The sequence below is a fragment of the Micropruina sp. genome (genome assembly GCF_047606365.1).
Taxonomy (GTDB): Bacteria; Actinomycetota; Actinomycetes; order Propionibacteriales; family Propionibacteriaceae; genus Micropruina.
On record NZ_JASGEN010000097.1, the window covers coordinates 1 to 20,362 of the forward strand.

Sequence of the window (20,362 nt, forward strand, 5' to 3'; positions counted from 1 at the left end):
CCCCACTCACCGCTCGCCGAACTATCTAGGGCTCGCTGAATTCAGCGAGCCCTGAATAGTTCGGCGAGCGGTGGGGAGGGCAGCGAGAGAGCCGGCAGGTTTCGACACAGCGGGCTCACAGGCGTAGCGTTGACCGGCTATGCACGATTTCCCACCGCGGATCGACGCCTATACGCGCGCCGAAACCGCCCGGCCGGACACCCGCAGCCCAGCGCGCTTTCTGCTCTGGACGCTGCTGGTGCAGTCCGACGTGCTCGCAGCCCTGGCGCTCGCCGGGCTGGCCTGGTTCCTGCCCAGCGCGCTCAGCCCGTACCTGCTCGGCCGGACGATCGACGCCGGCATTCTGCGGGGCGATTGGGCCGCCACCGCCGGCTGGGCGGGACTGCTGGCGCTGGTGATCCTGGTGGGTGCCGCCAGCGGCATCGTGATGCACACCCTCGCCGTCCGGGGCTGGCTGATTTCGCTGTACGGCACGCAGAAACTGGTCACCCGCAAATCGGTTCAGCTCGGGCATGTGCTGAACCGGCGGCTGCCGACCGGTGAGGTGCTGAGCATCTCGTCGTCCGACTCCGACATCTTCGGCGGCACCTTCGAGGTGGTCGCCCGGGCCCTGGGCGCGTTGGGTGCGTTCGTGTTGGTGGTCGTCATGATGATGAACACCTCGCCCTTGCTCGGCCTGGTGGTGCTGATCGCCGCCCCGCTGCTGGTGGTGGGCGCCGCGCCGGTGTTGCGTCCGTTGAACGCGGCGCAGACCGCAGAGCGGACCCAGAACGGTGAACTGACCTCGATGGCCGCAGACATCGTCGCCGGGCTGCGCATTCTGCGCGGCATCGGTGGCGAGAAGACCTTCGGCGACAACTACGAGACGCAATCCCAGCGGGTGCGCCGGCTCGGGGTCACCGCCGGCACCTGGCAGGCCGTCGTCGAGACCCTGTCGGTGCTGCTTTCCGGTCTGCTGCTGGTCATCCTGGTCTGGCTCGGCTCGCACGAGATGGTGGCCGGACGGCTCACCCTGGGCCAGCTGATCAGCTTCGTCGGCTACGCGATCTTCATGGTCTGGCCGCTGCAGACCATGTTCGAGATGGCCCAGAAATGGGTCAGAGGACTGGTGTCGGCGCGCAAGACGATCGCGCTGCTGGCCGCCGAGCTGCCCTGGACGGACGGCGTCCGCGAGATGCCGGCGCGTCCCGCCCTGCACGACCTGGAATCGGGGGTGCGGGTCGAGCCGGGCGAGTTCCTGGTCGTGGTGAGCGCCGATCCGGACGCCTCGGCCGCGCTCGCCGACCGGTTGGGCCGCTACCTGCCAACGGTCCATGCCGGCAATCAGGAGGCCGAGAGCGAGGACGAGTTGAAGGGTCGCGCGGCCCGCCGGGCCCGCGCCGAGAAGGAACGTCGCCGGATCGAGGCCGCTCGCTCGGACGCCGAGGTGGCCGAGCGGGCCTGGGGCGTCACCGCGGACGGGGTCGACTACCAGCACTACACGATGGCGTCGCTGCGGGAACGGATCCTGGTCTCCGACGCCGGCAGCCAGGTGTTCGCCGGCACCTTCCAGCAGGCCGTCGATCCTCTCGGCACCCACGCCCGCGAGCAGGCCGAACGGGTGCTGCGGACGGCGTCCGCCGAGGACGTGTTCGAGAGCCTGCCGGAGGGCTGGGCGAGCCGGATCGACGAGAAGGGACGCGGCCTGTCCGGCGGCCAACGGCAGCGGGTCGTGCTGGCCCGTGCGTTGCTCGCCGATCCCGAGGTGTTGATCCTGGTCGAACCGACGTCCGCCGTCGACGCGCACACCGAAGAGGCCATCGCCGGACGGCTCGCCGACCATCGCCGCGGCCGGACGACCGTGGTGATGACCGCGTCCCCGCTGCTGGTGCACAGCGCCGACCGGGTGTCCTTCCTGGTGGACGGACGCCAGGCCGCCGCCGGCAGCCACCACCAGCTGGCCGCAGAGCATGCGGACTACCGCGCCGTGATGAACCGAGGAATGGAGGCCGACGATGAGCACTGATGTGCTGTCGGCGTCGGCCGAGACCTGGTCCGACGACCCGAACGCGTTCAGCCTGCCACCGGAGCTGGCCGCGCCGCCCAGGCAGGGGCCGTTCGTCTTCCTCACCCATCCGCGCAGCCGGCTCCGTGGGCTGACGACCCGGTTCCGCATCCGCCAGCAGCGCGCCGAGTCGTTCTTCGCGGCGTCCCGGAACCCCGAGCGGGGACTGCCCGTCGCACACAACCACAAGGCGTTCCGGTTCATGGGTGAGCTGCTGGCGACCCGTCGCGGGCTGCTGATCGCCGTCGTCGTGTTCAACGTGCTGGCCGCGACCGCCGGCCTGATCGTGCCGCGCATGCTGGGCGATCTGGTCGACGAGGTCGCCGCCGGCAACACGCCGCTGGCGGCGGTGGACGCCATCATCGTCGGCGTCGCCGGGGTGGTCGTGGTGCAGGCGCTGCTGACCTTCGCGGCCCGCCGGACGTCCGCGGTGTTCGGCTACGACCTGTTGGCGGCCGCCCGTGAGGCGATCGTCCGCACCGTGCTGCGGCTGCCGCTGGGCCGGGTGGAATCGGCCAGCTCGGGCGACCTGCTGACCCGGATCACCTCCGACGTGTCGAAGATGAGCGAATCGGTGCGCTGGGCGTTCCCGCAGCTGGTGATGTCGGTGGTGATCACCGCGCTGACCATCGTCGCGATGGTGCTGAACTCGTGGTTCCTGTCGCTGCCACTGGTGGCATCCATCACCGTGCTGGTGCTGGTCACCCGGGTCTATCTGCGGCGCGCAATGCCCGGCTACATCACCGAATCGGGCACCTATTCGCAGATCAACTCGACGATGACCGAGACCGTCGAGGGTGCCCGCACCGTCGAGGCGCTGGGTCTGGGTGAGCGGCGGATCGCGATCGGCGAGGACGACATCGAGCTGTCGAACAACGCCGAGCGGTACACGATGACGCTGCGGAACCTTTTGTTCGTCTTCCTGGACGCCTCGTACCAGCTGCCGCTGGTGGCCGTGGTGGTGCTGGGCACCTGGGGGTACGCCAACGACTGGGTGACGATCGGGCAGATCACCGCTGCCGCGATCTACGTGCAGCAGTTGGTCGAGCCGTTGGACCGGCTGATCCAGGTGGCCGACCGGTTGCAGATCGGCCTGGCTGCGACCACTCGTCTGCTCGGTATCGCCGAGGTGCCGCAGGACCGGACGCCGGGCTCGGCGCGTCCGGTCAACAACCATCTGACCGGACGCGATCTGCGGTTCGCCTACCGCGAGGGCCGGGACGTGCTGCACGGCATCGATCTCGACCTGAAGGTGGGGGAGCGGCTGGCGATGGTCGGTCCGTCCGGTTCGGGCAAATCGACGCTCGGACGGCTGATGGCCGGGATCAACGGCCCCCGGACGGGCTCGGTGACGGTCGGCGGCGTGGAGCTGATGACCTTGCCGCTGGACGTGCTGCGCACCGAGGTGGCGCTGGTCACCCAGGAGCACCACGTCTTCGTCGGCACCGTGCGGGACAACATCGTGCTGGCCCGTGACCAGCAGCTGACCCCCGAGCAGGGGGACGCCGCGGTCGTCTCGGCGCTGCGGGCGGTGGACGCCCTGTCGTGGGTGGAGAAGCTGCCGAACGGGTTGGACACCATGCTGGGCCACGGCCGCACCCAGCTGACGCCGGCCCAGGCGCAGCAGGTGGCGCTGGCTCGGCTGGTGGTCGCCGACCCGCACACCCTGGTGCTCGACGAGGCGACGTCCCTGATCGACCCCCGCACCGCCCGGCACCTGGAAGGTTCGATGGCGGCACTGCTCGAGGGTCGCACGGTGATCGCGATCGCCCACCGGCTGCACACCGCCCACGACGCCGACCGCATCGCCGTAGTCATCGATGGCCACATCGCCGAACTCGGTTCGCACCACGAACTGCTCGAGCAGGACGGAGAATACGCCCGCCTCTGGCACACCTGGCGCTCCTGACCGCGAGTCACCGCCGACTCAAACTTTGGGGGACGGTTCTTCCACGTTCGAATTTCGCACGCCCGGGGACGGTTCTCCGAGGTGCGAAATTGGCATGCCGGAGAACCGTCCCCGAACGTGCGGTTTTCGAATGGAAGAGAACCGTCCCCCGACCTGCGATTTTCGAACGTGGAAGAACCGTCCCCGCGGTTACCAGGTGAGGATCAGCTTGCCGAGGGCGTCGCCGGAGGCCAGGTGGCGGTGGGCTTCGGCGGCGTCCTCTGCGTGATAGCGGGTTTCGGCGGCGGGCTTGATCCGGCCCGACTCGATCAGCGGCCAGACCGTCCGGGCGACCTCGGCGCAGATCGCCGTCTTCTGATCCGCCGGACGGCCGCGCAGCCCGGTCGCAGTGACCGAAGCCCGCTTGGCAAGGAGTTTCCCCAGATCGAGGGTGCCGGTGCGGCCGCCCTGCAGGCCGATCACGACGAGGCGTCCGTCGAGGGCGAGGGCATCCAGGTTGGACGGCAGGTACTTGGCGCCGATCACGTCCAGGATGACGTCGGCGCCGTGCCCGTCGGTGGCCCGGCGGAGGGCGGCCTGCCAGTCGTCGTGGTAGTCGAAGGCGTCCGTGGCGCCGAGGTCGCGGCACAGCGCCAGCTTGCGCGGACGTCCGGCGGTGGCGAACACCCGGGCGCCCAGCGCCGCGCCGTACTGGATCGCGAACGTGCCGATGCCACCGGTGCCGCCGTGCACCAGCAGGGTCTCACCGGCCCGCAGCCCCACCAACGTGAGGTTCGACACCACGGTCGCCGCCACTTCGATCAGCCCGGACGTCGTGACCAGGTCGATGCCCTGCGGCGGCCGCACCACCTGGCCGGCAGGCACCGCGACGTACTCGGCATAACCGCCGCCGGCCAGCAGGGCAACACACTTCTCGCCCACCGCCCAGTCGTCGACCCCGTCACCCACGGACGCGATCTCGCCGGACACCTCGAGTCCGAGAATCTCGCTGGCTCCCCGCGGCGGCGGGTAGCGGCCCTGCCGTTGCAGCAGGTCGGCCCGGTTCACCCCGGACGCCGCCACCCGGATCAGCACCTCGCCGGCACCCGCGCTCGGCGTCGGCACCTCGGCGACCCGCAGCACTTCCGGCGGCCCGGACGTCTCAGCTACGACAGCTCGCATGTCCCCAGCCTGGCACGGTGGGCGCCGTCCGGCATCGGGTTCGGGAAAGCTCGACGCCGTTGGTCGAGCTTGTCGAGGCCTGGCTTCGACAAGCTCAACCAGCGGTGATCGAGAACGCGGTGAGGGCAGTCCTGCGGAGGCACTACGATGTGGCTTCCCGGGCGAGGTCGCATAGTGGACTAGTGCAGCCGCCTTGAAAGCGGCCGAGCGGAAACGCTCCGTGGGTTCGAATCCCACCCTCGCCGCGTGTCGTCGCGTACCCATGTGCTCACCCCCCCGTTGCCGCTGCGCGCGGTGGCGGTCGCGGCTGCCCTGGCCGTCGTCGGTGCCGTCCTGATCGTGCTGCCGGTGGCGCTGCAACTGCCGGTCGTCCTGGCCGTCGTCGGCTGGGTGTTTCTGATCGGCGCGCTCGCGCTGATGGTGGTCGCCGCGGTGAGCTGGCGGCGGATGCGCGTGGTGGTGGAGTTCACCGACAGCGGCTACCGGATCACCGGCCCCGAGGCGCACGAAGAGGGGGACTGGGCCGATGTCACCAAAGTGACCCAAGCCCCGACGTCTCTGACCATTCACCACGGGCCGGAGCGCCGCGTCCGGCTGGTCAGCCAGCGCGGCGTCACCGCCGAGATGGTGCACCTCACCGGTGACCTGACCCGCCGCCTGGACGCCAGCCGCGGCTACCACGGACAGCTGTAGCGCAGGCGCTACTTCGCGGGGTGGTAGGCGCAGGAGTCGCTGAGATCCTCCGACTTGCCGGACGGCTTCTTCGTCGGCTTCTTGGTGGCGGACGTGGTCGCAGTCGGTGAGCTGGAGGGCGACGTGGTCTTCCCGCCCTCGGCCTCGTCGGTCTCCTTGAGGGCTTGCTGCACCCGGCGCTGGACGGCCGGCCACGGCGGATTCGCGCTCACCCAGCCGGCTACGCCCGGCTGGAACACCACGCTGTGCAGGTTGGTGCCCTTCACCTTCAGCGCCAGGTCGATCATGTCCGGCAGTACCCGCCGCGGAATGTCGGTCTCGATGGTGTTTGCCCCGGCCGAGGCGATCTTCTCGAAGTTGGTCAGCACCACCTGCGGCTGTGCCTGCTGCACGACCGCGTTGATCACGCACCGCTGCCGCTCCATCCGGCTGTAGTCGCCGGTGGTCAGGCCGTACCGGCCACGCGCGTACCACAGCGCCAGCCGTCCGTTCAGGTGCTGATTGGGGCCGGGTTCGATGTAGCCGCTCGGGGGCACACCCTCGGTGGTCTGGCCGCCGATCGGGATGCGGTAGTTGACGTTCAGGGTGATGCCGCCGAGGGCGTTGATGAACGACTTGAAGCCGTCCATGTTGACGATCACGTAGTAGTCGAGCTTGCCGAGACCCAGCGCCTCGCCGACACCAACTTTCATCACCTCGGCGCCCAGGTTCTTCACCTTGCCGAGCAGATCGTGCGGAATCCTCGCCGGAATGTTGTTGTACATGGCGTTGAGGAAGTACTCGTCGTTCCCGCCATTGACGCCGTCGTAGAAGCCGTTGGGGTAGTACTTGTGCAGCGGCGAATCCTTCGGGAACGGGATCCGCGCGGTCTGCCGGGGCAGCGAGAACAGCGTGGTCGCCCCGGTGTGCAGGTCGATGGACGCGACCATCACGCTGTCGGCCCGCAGGCCGAGCCGGACGTCACGCTTCGACTCCGAGTCGGCCCCGATCACCAGGACGTTGAGCCGGTCCTTGTCCCCGAACGGGTTGGACGGCGTCGGCCCCCCCGGCGTCACGGGTCCGCTGCCGGGGTCTTCGGTGAACACGGTGCCGAGGAACTGGGCGGTGGAGCGGGAGTACTGTGCGCCGATGGCGAGCGGCGCCGCGACGGCCAGCGAGAGGACTCCGACCAGCACGCCTCCGGTGACCCGTTGCGTGGCCGACGGGTGCGGCGGACGAAGCGCGAGATGGCTGGCGGCGATGACAACCACCCACGCGACCGCGAGGACCAGCAGGCCGACCGTCAGGCCGTTCAGCACGTCGACATTGGTGGCCAGCGCAAGAATGCGGTCGCGTCCGGCGAAGCCGAGATAACCGACGGTGAGCAGCAATGCCGCAAACAGGCCCATCGCGATCGAGCCGGCGACGCGCCGTCCGGCATGCCACAAGCCCAGGCCCGGAATCAGGGCGCCCAGCGCCGTCCACACCATCGCCCACCGGAAACGACCGGGCTCTGCGGCCCGGCGGGGTTGATCGGCCTCCGACTCGTCCGCGCCGTCCTCAGAATCAGGCAGTGCGCGCTGCGGTTCAGTCATTCGTTCCTCTTGCTCCGGTTCGGGACACGCCGATTGTAGTTGTTGACTTTGGCGTCCACGATCGCGTGGTTGAGGGTTTGCCTGCCGGGGGTGCTCGAGGCTGCTTTTGGTGTAGCCCGCGCGGCTGGAGTAGGCTCATGCCTCGGCTGAGGAGGCGTCGCCTAGTCCGGTCTATGGCGCCCGCCTGCTAAGCGGGTTTGGGTTTATCGCCCATCGCGGGTTCAAATCCCGCCGCCTCCGCCACTGATCTGGAACGACGCTCTCGCTGCGGCGAGGGCGTCGTTTCACGTCCGGGCGCTGTGTACTGCCGGCGGACGAGCCAACGAACCAAGAAGCGGGGTCACGGACGCTTGTGCTCTCACTACTCAGCGTTACTATGTACTGGTAGTCAGTCATATTGAGTAGAGGAGCTCCGGTGAGCAAGCTGATGACGGAGATGCTCAAGGGCACCCTGGAGGGCATCGTCCTGCAGTTGCTCGCTAGGCGTCCGACCCACGGCTACGAGATCACCGCCTGGCTGCGTGAGCAGGGCTTCACCGACATCGCCGAGGGCACCGTGTACGCGCTGCTCGTCCGGGTCGAACAGCGTGGGCTGGTCGATGTGCGGAAGGTGCCGTCCGAGAAGGGCCCGCTGCGCAAGGTGTACTCGCTCAATGCGCAGGGCCGCGGCTATCTCGACGAGTTCTGGAGCACCTGGAGCTTCCTCACCCAACGACTGGAACAGCTTCATGAAGGAGACAGACGATGATGAACCTCCTGGAGAAGGTCGTCGGCGACTTCGGCGACAAGCGCCGGTGGCTCCGCTACACCGCGCGCGTCAAGGCGCTGCCGCCCGGCTATCGAAGGGCCGCCCAGGCGCTGGAGCGCTACCTGCTGTATTTCGGTGCGACCGAGGGCGACCTGTGGCTGTCGGCTTTCGAAGATCTGGCGGATCTGTTCGAGCAGGCCGCGGCGGACGGCACGCCGGTCCGCGAGATCGTCGGCAGCGATCCGGTGGATTTCGCCGAGACCTTCGCCGCCAACTACGGCGGCGCCGGTTGGATCAACAAGGAGCGGCGACGGCTCAACGAGGCCATTGACCGCGCCGAGCATGAGGAGGGCGGTGAGGACTCATGACCGCGGTCGCGACAGCTGAACCGGCCATCCGGGTGCGCGGCCTGGAGAAGTCCTATAAGGAACTCCAGGTGCTGCGCGGCGTCGATTTCGAGGTCGCTCCCGGCAGCATCTTCGCCCTGCTGGGTTCCAACGGAGCCGGCAAGACCACGGTCGTCAAAATCCTGGCGACGCTGTTGCGCGGCGACGCCGGTAACTGCAGCGTCAGCGGTTTCGATGTCGTCGCACAGCCGGACGAGGTGCGCGAGTTGATCAGCCTGACCGGCCAGTTCGCCGCCGTCGACGAGATTCTGACCGGCCGGGAGAACCTGGTGCTGATCGCCAGGCTGCGCCATCAGGCCGATCCCGAGGCGATCGCCGATGACCTGCTGACCCGGTTCTCGCTGACCGAGGCCGGTACCCGTCGGGTGGCGACTTATTCGGGCGGCATGCGTCGCCGACTCGACATCGCGATGAGCCTGATCGGCGACCCAGGCGTGGTCTTTCTCGACGAGCCGACCACCGGCCTTGACCCGCAGGCCCGCCTCGAGGTCTGGCAGACGGTGAAGACCCTGGCCGGACAAGGGGTGACGGTACTGCTCACGACGCAATACCTGGACGAGGCCGAACAACTCGCCGACCGGATCGCGATCCTGCACCAGGGCCAGATCATCGCCAACGGCACCCTCGCCGAACTGAAGCGGCTGCTGCCGCCCACCACCGTCGAGTACGTGGAGAAACAACCCAGCCTGGAAGAGGTCTTCCTGGCGATCATCGGCGACACCCCCGCAGCCGATGCCTCCGCGGCATCCACCGACAAGGAACCATCATGACCACCCATGTCCTGGGCGACACCCAGGTGCTGACCGGACGATCGCTGCGGCACATCCTGCGCAGCCCGGACACCATCATCACCACCGCGGTGATGCCGATCGCCATGCTGTTGATGTTCGTCTACGTGTTCGGCGGCGCCATCGACACCGGACCCGGCAGCGGCCCGTATGTGAACTACCTGCTCCCCGGCATCCTGCTGATCACCATCGCCTCGGGCATCTCCTACACCGCCTTCCGGCTGTTCCAGGACATGCAGGGCGGCATCGTCGAACGCTTCCGCTCAATGCCGATCGCCCGGTCGTCGGTGCTGTGGGCGCATGTGCTGACCTCGTTGGTCGCGAACCTGCTGTCGCTGGTGATCGTGCTCGGCGTGGCGGTGCTGATGGGCTTCCGCACCGAGGTGGGAGTGCTGCCCTGGCTGGCGGTCGCCGGCATCCTGATCCTGTTCACCCTCGCTCTGACCTGGATCGCGGTGATTCCCGGGCTGACCGCGAAATCGGTGGACGGTGCGAGCGCGTTCTCCTATCCGTTGATCTTCCTGCCCTTCCTCAGCTCCGCGTTCGTCCCCACCGCGACCATGCCCGGACCGCTGCGCTGGTTCGCCGAACACCAGCCGGTGACGTCCATCGTCAACACGATCCGCAGCCTGCTCGCCGGGCAGCCGGTCGGCACCGACATCTGGATCGCCCTCGCCTGGTGCGTCGGCATCCTGATCGTCGCCTACCTGGTCGCCGCCGCGATCTATCGCCGGAAAGCGAGCTAGCGGAACGCCCTTGGGAAAGGTGCTACCATTCCGGTCATGTTCGCCGGACGAGTCGTATCCGCCACCGCGGTCCTTGTCTGTGGGCGAATGTGTTGTTGCTGTCACTGACCGACCCGACAACGCGACCCTGGGCGCCACAGCCACGGTCAACCCTCGAGTTCACTCGGCTCCGCGCAGGAGCGTGTCGGGCGTAGTCCATACCCGAACCCATCACGACTGAATAACCAAGAAGCAATTGGGAGGAACGCACAGATGGCTTACTTCAAGAACGCGACCGAGTTGATCGGGCGCACGCCGCTGGTTCAGATCAACCGGCTCTACGGCGATAGCCAGGCGACCGTGCTGGCCAAGCTGGAGTACTACAACCCGGCGAACTCGGTGAAGGACCGGATCGGTGTCGCGATCATTGATGCTGCCGAGGCGGACGGCTCGTTGCAGCCCGGCGGCACCATCGTCGAGGCCACTTCGGGCAATACCGGCATCGCGCTCAGCTGGGTCGGCGCGGCCCGTGGTTACAAGGTGATCATCCTGATGCCTGACACGTTCTCGAAGGAGCGTCGGGCGGTGCTGCGGGCGTTGGGTGCTGAGTTGGTGCTCACCCCGGGTGCCGAGGGTGTTCCGGGTGCCAATGCTCGCGCCGCCGAGCTTGCGGCCAGCATTCCGGGTGCGATTCTGGCTCGTCAGTTCGACAATCAGGCCAATGTCGAGATTCATCGCAAGACGACGGCGGAGGAGATCTGGGCCGACACTGAGGGTGCTGTCGACATCGTGGTGTCTGGTGTGGGCACGGGCGGCACCATCACCGGTGTCGGTCAGGTGTTGAAGGAGCGTAAGCCGAGCGTTCAGGTGTATGCGGTGGAGGCTGCTGAGTCGGCGGTGTTGTCGGGTGAGCCGAAGGGTCCGCACAAGATTCAGGGCATCAGTGCTGGTTTCGTGCCGAACATTCTGGACCGTGGCGTGATCGACGGGATCATCAAGGTGACTTCCGATGACGCGATCGAGTGGGCCAAGCGGGTCGCGAAGGAAGAGGGTCTGCTGCTGGGTATCTCGTCGGGTGCCGCGCTGCGTGCTGCTGCTGACCTGGCCGCCGATCCGGCCAACGCCGGCAAGACCATCGTGGTGGTCACTCCCGACTGGGGCGAGCGTTACCTGAGCACCCCGCTGTACGCGGACCTGCTCGACTGAGCACCGGGCCGGCCGTTCCCGTCATCCCGATCGGGGTGACGGGAACGGCTGCGTCCAAGCCGCTGCGCTGACCCGTTGCGTTCCCACGACGCTAGGGTGGGCTGCCGTGGCCGCGAGGCCATCCGGACGACCACGGGAGCGACGATGGCGGCTTCGACAAGCTCAACCCAAGCGACAAGCTCGGTTTCGGCAGGCTCAACCGGCAGTGACGGCGGATGGGTTGCCGACAGCCATGATCTGATCCGGGTGCAGGGCGCCCGGGAGAACAACCTCAAGGATGTCAGCGTCGAGATCCCGAAGCGGCGGCTCAGCGTCTTCACCGGGGTGTCCGGATCGGGCAAGAGTTCGCTGGTCTTCGGCACCATCGCGGCCGAGAGCCAGCGGCTGATCAACGAGACCTACAGCGCCTTCGTGCAGGGCTTCATGCCGACCCTGGCCCGTCCGGAGGTCGACCTGCTCGACGGCCTGACAACGGCGATCATCGTCGACCAGGAGCGGATCGGCGCGAATCCGCGTTCCACGGTGGGCACCGTGACCGATGCCAACGCGCTGCTGCGCATCCTGTTCAGCCGCGTCGGCCAGCCGCACATCGGGCCGCCCAACGCGTTCTCGTTCAACGTGCCCTCGGCGTCCGGTGGCGGGTCGGTCACGGTCAAGCGTGGCGAGAAGACGATCTCCGAGAAGGCGTCGTTCAACATTCTGGGCGGCATGTGCCCGCGCTGCGAGGGGCGTGGCAACGTCACCGATTTCGACCGCACCGCCCTCTACGACGAGGACAAGTCGCTCAACGAGGGAGCGCTGCTGGTGCCCGGCTACTCGATGGAGGGCTGGTACGGACGCATCTACCGCAGTTGCGGCTTCTTCGACGCCGACAAGCCGATCAAGAACTTCACCCAGCGGCAACTGCACGACCTGCTCTACAAAGAGGCCACCCGGATCAAGGTCGAGGGCATCAACGTCACCTACGAGGGGCTGATCCCGAAGATCCAGAAGTCGATGCTGGCCAAGGACGTCGACGCCATGCAGCCGCACATCCGGGCCTTCGTCGAGCGGGCGGTCACCTTCACCGACTGCCCCGACTGCGAGGGCACCCGGCTGGCGCCGGAGGCGCGCTCGTCCAGGATCGCCGGCATCAACATCGCCGACGCCTGCGCGATGCAGATCACCGACCTGGCCGAATGGGTCCGCGGGCTGGATGAGCCGTCGGTGGCGCCGCTGCTGGGTGCGCTGCGGGACAGCCTCGATTCGTTCGTCGAGATCGGCCTGGGCTACCTGTCGTTGAGCCGTCCGTCGGGGACGCTGTCCGGCGGCGAGGCGCAGCGGACCAAGATGATCCGGCACCTGGGATCGTCGCTGACCGACGTCACCTACGTCTTCGACGAGCCGACCGCCGGGCTGCACCCGCACGACGTGGCGCGGATGAACGACCTGCTGCTGCAGTTGCGTGACAAGGGCAACACGGTGCTGGTGGTCGAACATGAGCCCGAGACGATCGCGATCGCCGACCACATCGTCGACCTCGGCCCGGGCGCCGGCTCGAAGGGCGGACGGATCTGCTACGAGGGCACCGTCGAGGGGCTGTGGTCCAGCGACACAGTCACCGGACGCCACCTCGGCGACAAGGTGGGCGTCAAGGGATCGGTGCGGACGCCGTCCGGTGCGTTGAGCATTCGGGGCGCCACCGCCAACAACCTGCGGAACGTGGACGTCGACATTCCGCTCGGCGTGCTGGTGGTGATCACCGGTGTGGCCGGCTCGGGCAAGAGCTCACTGGTGCATTCGTCCATTCCGCTCACCGCCGGCGTGGTCTCGGTCGACCAGAGCCCGATCCGCGGCTCGCGGCGTAGCAACCCGGCCACCTACACCGGGCTGCTCGACTCGATCCGCAAGGCGTTCGCGACCGCGAACAAGGTGAAGCCGGCGCTGTTCAGCGCCAACTCAGAGGGTGCCTGCCCGGCCTGCAACGGTGCCGGGGTGATCTTCACCGATCTGTCGGTGATGGCGACCGTGTCGACCACCTGTGAGGCGTGCGAGGGCAAGCGCTTCCAGGCGGCGGTGCTCGACTACACCTTCGGCGGCCGCAACATCGCCGAAGTGCTGGCCATGCCGGCCTCTGAAGCGGCCGAATTCTTCGGCGCTGGCGACTCCCGGGTGCCGGCGGCGCACACCATCACGAACCGGTTGACCGACGTCGGGCTCGGCTACCTGAGCCTCGGCCAGCCGCTGACCACCTTGTCGGGGGGTGAACGGCAGCGGCTCAAGCTGGCCACCCATATGTCCACCAAGGGCGGCACCTACGTGCTCGACGAGCCCACCACCGGCCTGCACCTGGCCGATGTGGAGAACCTGCTCGGCCTGCTCGATCGGTTGGTCGACTCGGGCAAATCGGTGATCGTGGTCGAGCACAACCAGGCCGTGATGGCGCACGCCGACTGGATCATCGACCTCGGCCCGGGTGCCGGTCACGACGGCGGCCGGATCGTCTTCGAGGGGACGCCGTCCGACCTGGCGAAAGCGGACACGCTCACCGGCCGGCACCTGGCGACCTATCTGAACGGCTGACCGGTAGCCCCCGGTCGACGGATACGTCACCCCGGACTTGCTCCGGGATCTCCGGACGTACGAACGCACCGCAGGGATCCCGGATCAAGTCCGGGATGACGGTAGGTCGCGGTCGGCATGACAGAACTCGGGCGGTGGGGGACAGACTGGCGTTGTGCAGTACCTGAGCAGACGGCCGGCTCCGCCGCTCGATCAGCTCATCGACGACATCTATTGCCTGTCCGGTGAGCCGGGGCATCGGCGTCGGTTGAGCGTGCCGCCGATGCCGTCGGCGCACCTGATGATCAACCTGGGTGAGCCGGCGCGGCTGTGCGACTCCGCGTCGGCGACCCCGGACGCCGTGCTCACCGACGGCTGGTTCATGGGCATCTGGACCAGGCGATTCACGGTCGAGTACGGCCGCACGGTCCACGTCGTCGGCGTCCATTTCAAACCGTGGGGTCTGGCGCCGTTCGTGACCATACCGCTGAGTGAGCTGCGGGATCGATGGGTGCCGGTCGACGATGTTCCGGATTGGCGCATCGCAGACGTCCGCGAACGACTCGCCGAGGCGTCCTCGACTGAGGCGAGGTTGCGTCTGCTCGATAACGAACTGCGCTCTCGGCTCGGCGTGCTCCCAGCGGCCGGTCTTCCGCTGGTCCTACGCACTGCCGGAAACCTGGAGGCGTCCTGGGGATCGGTCCCGGTCACCGCACTGGCGGACCGGGCCGGCGTCAGTGGCAACCATCTGGCTACGCAGTTCACCCGCAACGTCGGAATCGCGCCCAAGCGGCTGGCCCGCATCTACCGGTTCGCGCGGGTCATTCTCGCCGTCGACGCCGCGCACCCGGTGGGCTGGGCGGAACTCGCCCAGGCGGCGGGCTATTTCGACCAGCCGCACCTGATCAACGAGTTCAAGAGTTTCACGGGTCACACGCCGTCGGCGTACCTGGACCTACGCCGCAGGTTCCCGCAGCAACGCGACTTCCCGCCGGACATGGGCCCGATGCCAGTGTGATTTTCTCCAAGCCGGTGCGGCATCGCGGGGCTGAGGATCGAGGACGCACGAAAGAAGAGGACTTTCGTCGGTCGAGCCCTCGTCGTTGGTCGAGCTTGTCGAGACCCTGGACAAACACGGGCTGACAAGGGTTTTCGACACGCTCAACTAGCGGCTACGTGCTGATCGGTACCTAGCGGAGGAGTGATCATGGGCAGGGTAGTGATGCACTGCGTGGTCTCGGTGGATGGCTTCATCGCCGACGACAACGACGATGTCGGCTCGCTACATGACTGGTACTTCAGCGGTGACACCCCGCTGGTTCCCGACGAGAGATCGAAAGAGGGCGACTACGACCACTCCGGCGAGGGTGGCTCCTTCCGGATGTCGCGGATCTCGGCGGAGTACGTCCGGTCGGTGTGGGCATCGATCGGCTGCATCGTGATGGGACGCCACCTGTTCGACCTGGTCGACGGGTGGGAGGGCCGTCCGCCCGCAGGCGACCATGTCGTCGTGGTGTCGCACCGTCCGAAGCCCGAGGGTTGGCACCCCGAGGCGTCCTACCACTTCGTCGACAACGTGGAGGACGCCATCGCCACCGCCCAGAAGTTGGCCGGCGAGCGAATCGTCAGTGTGAACGCCGGCGATGTCGGCAGCCAACTCCTCGCGGCGGGTTTCGTCGACGAGGTCGCGATGGACGTGGCTCCCGTCGTCTTCGGTTCCGGCAAGCGCTACTTCGGCTCTCTGCAGGGTGAGTTCCGGCTCGACGATCCGCACATCGTCATCCAGGGCGAACGGGTCCTCCACCTGCGATTCAACGTCTCGACCACCACCGCTTAGCCTCACGACCACTAGAGTGACCGAGGGGACGGTTCCCTTGGTCACCGTCGGTTGAGCCTGCCGAAAGCTGCGACGGCCGTGTGTGGAACGGAGGGACGGTTCTTTTCGTTCCACTGCTGGTTGAGCCCGTCGAAACCAAAGTCCTCGCCCGCTCGTCCCCGGATGAGCGGCGCTTCTCTAAGCTGACCGGCATGTCCGACCCGCAGACCCGAGACGTCGAGCGCTGGTTCATGCGCCGCGGTTTCACGGCGCTGCTGGAGGGCACGTCGATGCGGCGGCGTCGGGCGGCCCGGCTGGCTCGGACGCTGGCCGTGGTGTTCGTCGCCGTGATGGTGATCGAGGTGCCCCGCTACGCGAGCAACGTCGGCGTGACGCTGGCGATTTCGGTGGCGGTGGTGGTTCTCACCTGGGTGGCCGGCAATCTGCTCCGGCGGCGTCCGCTGTTCGCGCTGCCCGATCGGGTGACCGGCCTCGACCGCGCGGTGTTCCTGCTCTTCCCCGGCCTGGTGGTGTTGGCGACTCCGCATGATGCGTTGCGGGCCGAGGATTTCGAGCTCTCCGGGCTCGGTGCCGGAGTGCTGATCGCCGTGAGCATGGTCGTGGGCCAGTTGGTGCTGATGGGCGTGTTCACCCTGCTCGCCTACAGCGGTGTGATCGCGCTGGGTCCGTGGCTGTGGCGGCGGTTGGTGTCGTCGTTCCTGGCCGGCGGGACGGCGATCGGCCGCACCCTGCCTTTGCTGCTCGGTGTCGTCGGCTTCCTGTTCTTCACCGGTGAGTTGTGGCAGGCGGTCGGCGGTCTGTCGCCGTTCGCGTATCTGCTGGCGGTGCTGCTCTTCGTATCGCTGAGCTGGCTGTTCCTGCACAGCCGTGGCCTCGACCTCGATGCGCTGGCCCATTTCGAGCAACCCGGGGAGATCGCCGAACAGGTGGCCGGTACGCCCCTGGCCGGCGGTGAGGTACCCACCCCTGTCGCCTGTCCGCTGACCGTCGATCAGCGCAAGAACCTGCGGCTGGTCGGGGTGATCTCGAAGCTGACCATCGCCACCGTCGTCGGACTTGCCGTCTTCGTGTTCTTCGTCATGCTCGGCCTGATCACGGTGAATGCCGAGGTGGCCCAAGCCTGGACGCAGGCACCGCCCGACGTGCTGCTGCAATGGACGACCGAACAGCACAGCTACGCCTTGACCCTGCAACACCTACGGGTCTGCGGCTTCCTGGCGGTGTTCTCCGGCTTCTACTTCGCGGTGGTCTCAGCCACCGACCCGGTCCTGCGCGAGGGGTTGCGGGACGGCGTGGAGGACGACGTCCGTCAGGCCTGCGCCGCTCGGCTGGTGGCGTTGCAGCGATTCCCGGAACTTGGCCCGGTCGAGCCCGGCAAGAAGCCGGACGCCCCTGATGCCCAGGTGCTCCCAGATGCCTCGGACGCCGCCGCAGCGGCCCGGCCGGCGGTGGGCCCAGAGCCAGCGCGGCACGACGCCCCAGCCGTCCCCGTCATCCCGGCGGACGCCGGAATCTCCAGGCGCGACCGACCAGCCCAGGACGGAGATCCCGGATCAAGTCCGGGGTGACGTGTGAGCCGGCTCGGGCGATTCGTTGGTCGAGCTTGTCGAGACCTCGAACAACATCGTGTTGAACGGAGTTCGACAAGCTCAACCGACGGTAGATGCGTTGATCAGCGGTCGGCGCCTCAGTCGTCGTCGCGAACCATCTGCCAGGTGAGTCCGTCCGCCTTGAGAGTTAGCTCGTTGCCGTTGCAGACGGCCGAACCCTTGCCTTGCGGGGCGAGGATCTCGGCCACTTCACGCATCGGGAACGAGCGGGTGGCGCCGTTCTGCTTGATCTTCGCGGTGCCGGTGGTGGTGCCGCGGGTGAACGTCAGAGCGTCGGCGTCGCCGCTGTAGCTGCCGCGGATCTCGCCGTCGATCCGCACTTTCTGGGTGCTCTTGCCGACCGTCAGGCTGACCGGATGATCTTCGTCGAAGTCGAAGGTGTACTGACCGTTGCGGAACTCGGCATCGATGTCGGTGACTTTGACCCTGCTCGTCGCACTGAGCGCTGTCGCGACGAACGAGGTCGCCTTGTACTCGCCGGCCGGGCAGGACGCGGACGTCGTGGCCGGCGTCGTCGCAGGTGCGCTGGTGGCCTCGGTGGACACCGGCGTCGGATTCGCGCTGATCGCCGGCGGTGGCGTCGGGGAGGGAGTTGCTGCGGGTGCCGCCGAACTACACCCGACCAGCAGAGCAGGCAGGGCGGCGAGCAGGATCAACGGGCGACGTGGCGACGACATGGCGGGCAGCCTACCTGGGCAGGATGAGAGGTTCGGGCAGGTAGGACCGCCAACTGGCCGCAACCTACCTACTCGGCGGAGGCTTCTAGGACGCCTCGGCGATCCGGCGGCGCAGCGCCTCCAGTTCCTCGGTGAGTGCGGCGGGCAGCCGGTCGCCGAACTGCGCGAAGTATTCCTCGGTGAGGTCGGCCTCCGCGGCCCAGGCCGCCGGATCGAGGGCGAACAGTTCGTCCAACTGCTCGTCGGTCAGATCGAGACCGTCCAGGTTCAGGTCCTCGCGGCGCGGCAGCCGTCCGTTCAAAGAGTCATCGGCGTCCACCTCGCCGTTCACCCTTCTCAGCGCCCATTCGATGGCGCGGGCGTTGTCACCGAAACCGGGCCACAGGAAGCGGCCGTCGTCGTCCTTGCGGAACCAGTTGACCTGGAACACCCGCGGCGCGTGCTCGCCCAGGGTTTCGCCGACTCGCAGCCAGTGCGCCCAGTAGTCGGCCATGTTGTAGCCGCAGAACGGCAGCATCGCGAACGGATCGCGGCGCAGCGAACCAACGGCGCCCTCGGCGGCCGCGGTCTGCTCGGAACTGACGGTGGCGCCGACGAACACGCCCTGGCGCCAGTCGTAGGTCTCGGTGATCAGCGGCACGTTGTGCGCGCGGCGTCCGCCGAAAAGGATGACGTCGATCGGCACGCCGGCCGGATCTTCCCACTCGTCGGCGATCGACGAGGCCTGATCGGCGCGCACCGTGAACCGGCTGTTCGGATGGGCGGCCTTGGTGGGGGAGTCGGGCGTCCAGTCGTTGCCCTGCCAGTCGATCAGGTGGGCCGGCGGCTCGTCGGTCATGCCCTCCCACCAGATGTCCCCGTCGTCGGTCAGCGCCACGTTGGTGAAGATGGTGTCGTGGTCGAGGGCATGCAGCGCGGTCGGGTTCGTCGCCTCGGAAGTGCCGGGGGCGACGCCGAAGAAGCCGGCCTCGGGGTTGATCGCGTACAGGCGTCCGTCGGCGCCGGGACGCATCCAGGCGATGTCGTCGCCGATCGTCTCGACCTTCCAACCCGGAATGGTCGGACGCAGCATCGCCAGGTTGGTCTTGCCGCAGGCCGACGGGAAGGCGGCGGTCAGATGGTAAGTGCGGTCGTCCGGACCGGTGATCTTGAGGATCAGCATGTGCTCGGCCAGCCAGCCCTCGTCACGGGCCAGCACCGAGGCGATCCGCAGCGCGTAGCACTTCTTGCCCAGCAGTGCGTTGCCGCCGTAGCCGGAGCCGAACGACCAGATCTCGCGGGTCTCGGGGAAGTGGGTGATGTACTTCTCGTCGTTGCACGGCCACGGGACGTCGGGACGGCGGTTGCCGTTGATGTCGACCAGCGGATACCCGACCGAATGCACCGCCGGCACCCAGTACTCGCCGGCACCGATGTGGGCCAGCGGCTCAGCGCCCATCCGGGTCATGATGCGCATGTTGACCACCACGTACGGCGAGTCGGTGATCTCGATGCCGAGCTTGGAGATGTTGCCGCCCAGCGGGCCCATCGAGAACGGCACGACGTACATCGTGCGGCCCCGCATGCAGCCGTCGAAGAACGTTGCCAGAGTCTGTTTCATCTGGCTGGGTTCGGCCCAGTTGTTGGTCGGCCCGGCGTCCTGCTCGCGCTCGGAGCAGATGAAGGTGCGGGACTCCACCCGCGCCACATCGGACGGCGTCGAACGGGCCAGGTAGCTGTTCGGACGCTTGTCGGGGTTGAGTTTGATCAGCGTGCCTGCGTCGACCATCTGTTGGTACAGCCGGTCGCGTTCGGCCTCTGAGCCGTCGCACCAGTAGATCTCATCGGGTTGGGTGAGCTCGGCCACACCGGCCACCCACCTGACTAGTGCCTCCGGCGCATCGGCCGGGGCGGTTTCGGCGATCTGAATAGAATCGACCGACATCACGGCTCCTTCTTGCTGCCTGCCACGCTGCAGGCTCTTGGGTGCGATCTTGTATACCATCTTGCCGCAGTCGTGCAGGTGCCGCTGGAGCTCAGTTGGACTCATGCCGACCCGATCAACTAAGCTCGTCAGTCGGCGGTTCGGGCACGATCCGGACGCCGCCCAAGCGCCCGTAGCTTAACGGATAGAGCATCTGACTACGGATCAGAAGGTTGGGGGTTCGAATCCCTCCGGGCGCGCTCTGTGATGTCTCGCGACATGTGTCTCATATGTCGCGAGACATTTGTCGTTTTTGGGCCATCGGCCGGGTGTGGTGAGTTGGTTTCGCCCCGCGCGGGTCAGAATGCGGTGGATGGTCGTGTTCGACGGGACCATCAGCTGCTCACGGTTTAGGTGCCATCCGATCGTGACGGGGCCGGCATCGAGTCCGCGAGCGATCAACTCGCCCCGGAGTTGGAGGATGCGTTCCACGACGTCGGGTGGTGTCGATCGTGGGTTGGACTTCGGGCGTCGGGACC

At 67.5% G+C, this 20,362-nt stretch carries 16 protein-coding genes and 3 tRNA genes; 15 read left to right on the forward strand and 4 right to left on the reverse strand.

Annotation, left to right across the window (positions count from 1 at the left end; genetic code table 11):
* Positions 1-139: 139 nt before the first annotated feature.
* Both QM624_RS10890 and QM624_RS10895 read left to right on the forward strand, forming a co-directional pair.
* Positions 140-2,005: an ABC transporter transmembrane domain-containing protein gene (locus tag QM624_RS10890; protein WP_415091667.1), complete on the forward strand. Its 1,866-nt coding sequence runs from the start codon at positions 140-142 to the stop codon at positions 2,003-2,005.
* Complete coding sequence (locus tag QM624_RS10895; RefSeq protein ID WP_415091669.1) at positions 1,995-3,953, forward strand: ABC transporter ATP-binding protein; 1,959 nt, start codon at positions 1,995-1,997, stop codon at positions 3,951-3,953. Before QM624_RS10890 ends, QM624_RS10895 begins: the two co-directional genes overlap by 11 nt.
* Positions 3,954-4,142: 189 nt before the next feature.
* On the opposite strand, the gene QM624_RS10900 is transcribed toward QM624_RS10895, so the two are convergent.
* Complete coding sequence (locus QM624_RS10900; RefSeq protein WP_415091671.1) at positions 4,143-5,114, reverse strand: NAD(P)H-quinone oxidoreductase; 972 nt, start codon at positions 5,112-5,114, stop codon at positions 4,143-4,145.
* A 160-nt stretch (positions 5,115-5,274) separates the two neighbouring features.
* On the opposite strand from QM624_RS10900, the gene QM624_RS10905 reads away from it, so the two are divergent.
* Positions 5,275-5,359, forward strand: a tRNA-Ser gene (locus tag QM624_RS10905).
* 1 nt (position 5,360) lies between these two features.
* On the forward strand, positions 5,361-5,807 hold the full coding sequence (locus QM624_RS10910) for a hypothetical protein (RefSeq protein ID WP_415091673.1): 447 nt from the start codon (positions 5,361-5,363) through the stop codon (positions 5,805-5,807).
* An 8-nt stretch (positions 5,808-5,815) separates the two neighbouring features.
* On the opposite strand, the gene QM624_RS10915 is transcribed toward QM624_RS10910, so the two are convergent.
* Positions 5,816-7,381 (reverse strand): LCP family protein, encoded by a 1,566-nt coding sequence (locus QM624_RS10915; RefSeq protein ID WP_415091675.1) that lies wholly within the window; start codon positions 7,379-7,381, stop codon positions 5,816-5,818.
* Positions 7,382-7,531: 150 nt separating this feature from the next.
* Between QM624_RS10915 and QM624_RS10920 the strand changes: the two genes are divergently transcribed.
* The 10 genes from QM624_RS10920 to QM624_RS10965 all read left to right on the forward strand — a co-directional run bounded on the left by QM624_RS10920 (position 7,532) and on the right by QM624_RS10965 (position 17,201).
* Positions 7,532-7,624, forward strand: a tRNA-Ser gene (locus QM624_RS10920).
* A 172-nt stretch (positions 7,625-7,796) separates the two neighbouring features.
* Positions 7,797-8,129, forward strand: a complete 333-nt coding sequence (locus tag QM624_RS10925; RefSeq protein ID WP_415091677.1) for a PadR family transcriptional regulator — start codon at positions 7,797-7,799, stop codon at positions 8,127-8,129.
* Positions 8,126-8,497, forward strand: coding sequence for a DUF1048 domain-containing protein (locus QM624_RS10930; RefSeq protein WP_415091679.1), 372 nt, complete (start codon positions 8,126-8,128; stop codon positions 8,495-8,497). Before QM624_RS10925 ends, QM624_RS10930 begins: the two co-directional genes overlap by 4 nt.
* Positions 8,494-9,306 (forward strand): ABC transporter ATP-binding protein, encoded by an 813-nt coding sequence (locus tag QM624_RS10935; RefSeq protein ID WP_415091681.1) that lies wholly within the window; start codon positions 8,494-8,496, stop codon positions 9,304-9,306. The genes QM624_RS10930 and QM624_RS10935 overlap by 4 nt, the downstream gene beginning before the upstream one ends.
* A complete protein-coding gene (locus QM624_RS10940) occupies positions 9,303-10,070 on the forward strand; it encodes an ABC transporter permease (protein ID WP_415091683.1) in 768 nt (255 codons plus the stop codon). Before QM624_RS10935 ends, QM624_RS10940 begins: the two co-directional genes overlap by 4 nt.
* A 252-nt stretch (positions 10,071-10,322) precedes the next feature.
* Positions 10,323-11,255 carry a cysteine synthase A gene (gene cysK, locus QM624_RS10945; RefSeq protein ID WP_415091685.1) on the forward strand — a complete coding sequence of 311 codons (933 nt, stop codon included), beginning with the start codon at positions 10,323-10,325 and terminating at the stop codon, positions 11,253-11,255.
* Positions 11,256-11,399: 144 nt separating this feature from the next.
* Complete coding sequence (locus tag QM624_RS10950; RefSeq protein ID WP_415091687.1) at positions 11,400-13,817, forward strand: ATP-binding cassette domain-containing protein; 2,418 nt, start codon at positions 11,400-11,402, stop codon at positions 13,815-13,817.
* Between the two features lie 154 nt (positions 13,818-13,971).
* Positions 13,972-14,814, forward strand: a complete 843-nt coding sequence (locus QM624_RS10955) for a DUF6597 domain-containing transcriptional factor (protein ID WP_415091689.1) — start codon at positions 13,972-13,974, stop codon at positions 14,812-14,814.
* 189 nt (positions 14,815-15,003) lie between these two features.
* On the forward strand, positions 15,004-15,633 hold the full coding sequence (locus tag QM624_RS10960) for a dihydrofolate reductase family protein (protein WP_415091691.1): 630 nt from the start codon (positions 15,004-15,006) through the stop codon (positions 15,631-15,633).
* 191 nt (positions 15,634-15,824) lie between these two features.
* Positions 15,825-17,201 carry a hypothetical protein gene (locus QM624_RS10965; RefSeq protein ID WP_415091693.1) on the forward strand — a complete coding sequence of 459 codons (1,377 nt, stop codon included), beginning with the start codon at positions 15,825-15,827 and terminating at the stop codon, positions 17,199-17,201.
* 119 nt (positions 17,202-17,320) lie between these two features.
* On the opposite strand, the gene QM624_RS10970 is transcribed toward QM624_RS10965, so the two are convergent.
* Positions 17,321-17,920 (reverse strand): hypothetical protein, encoded by a 600-nt coding sequence (locus QM624_RS10970; protein WP_415091695.1) that lies wholly within the window; start codon positions 17,918-17,920, stop codon positions 17,321-17,323.
* Positions 17,921-18,005: 85 nt separating this feature from the next.
* A complete protein-coding gene (locus QM624_RS10975) occupies positions 18,006-19,844 on the reverse strand; it encodes a phosphoenolpyruvate carboxykinase (GTP) (protein ID WP_415091697.1) in 1,839 nt (612 codons plus the stop codon).
* Positions 19,845-20,010: 166 nt separating this feature from the next.
* Here QM624_RS10975 and QM624_RS10980 point away from each other — a divergent pair.
* A tRNA-Arg gene (locus QM624_RS10980) sits at positions 20,011-20,083 on the forward strand.
* The last annotated feature ends 279 nt before the right edge of the window (positions 20,084-20,362 follow it).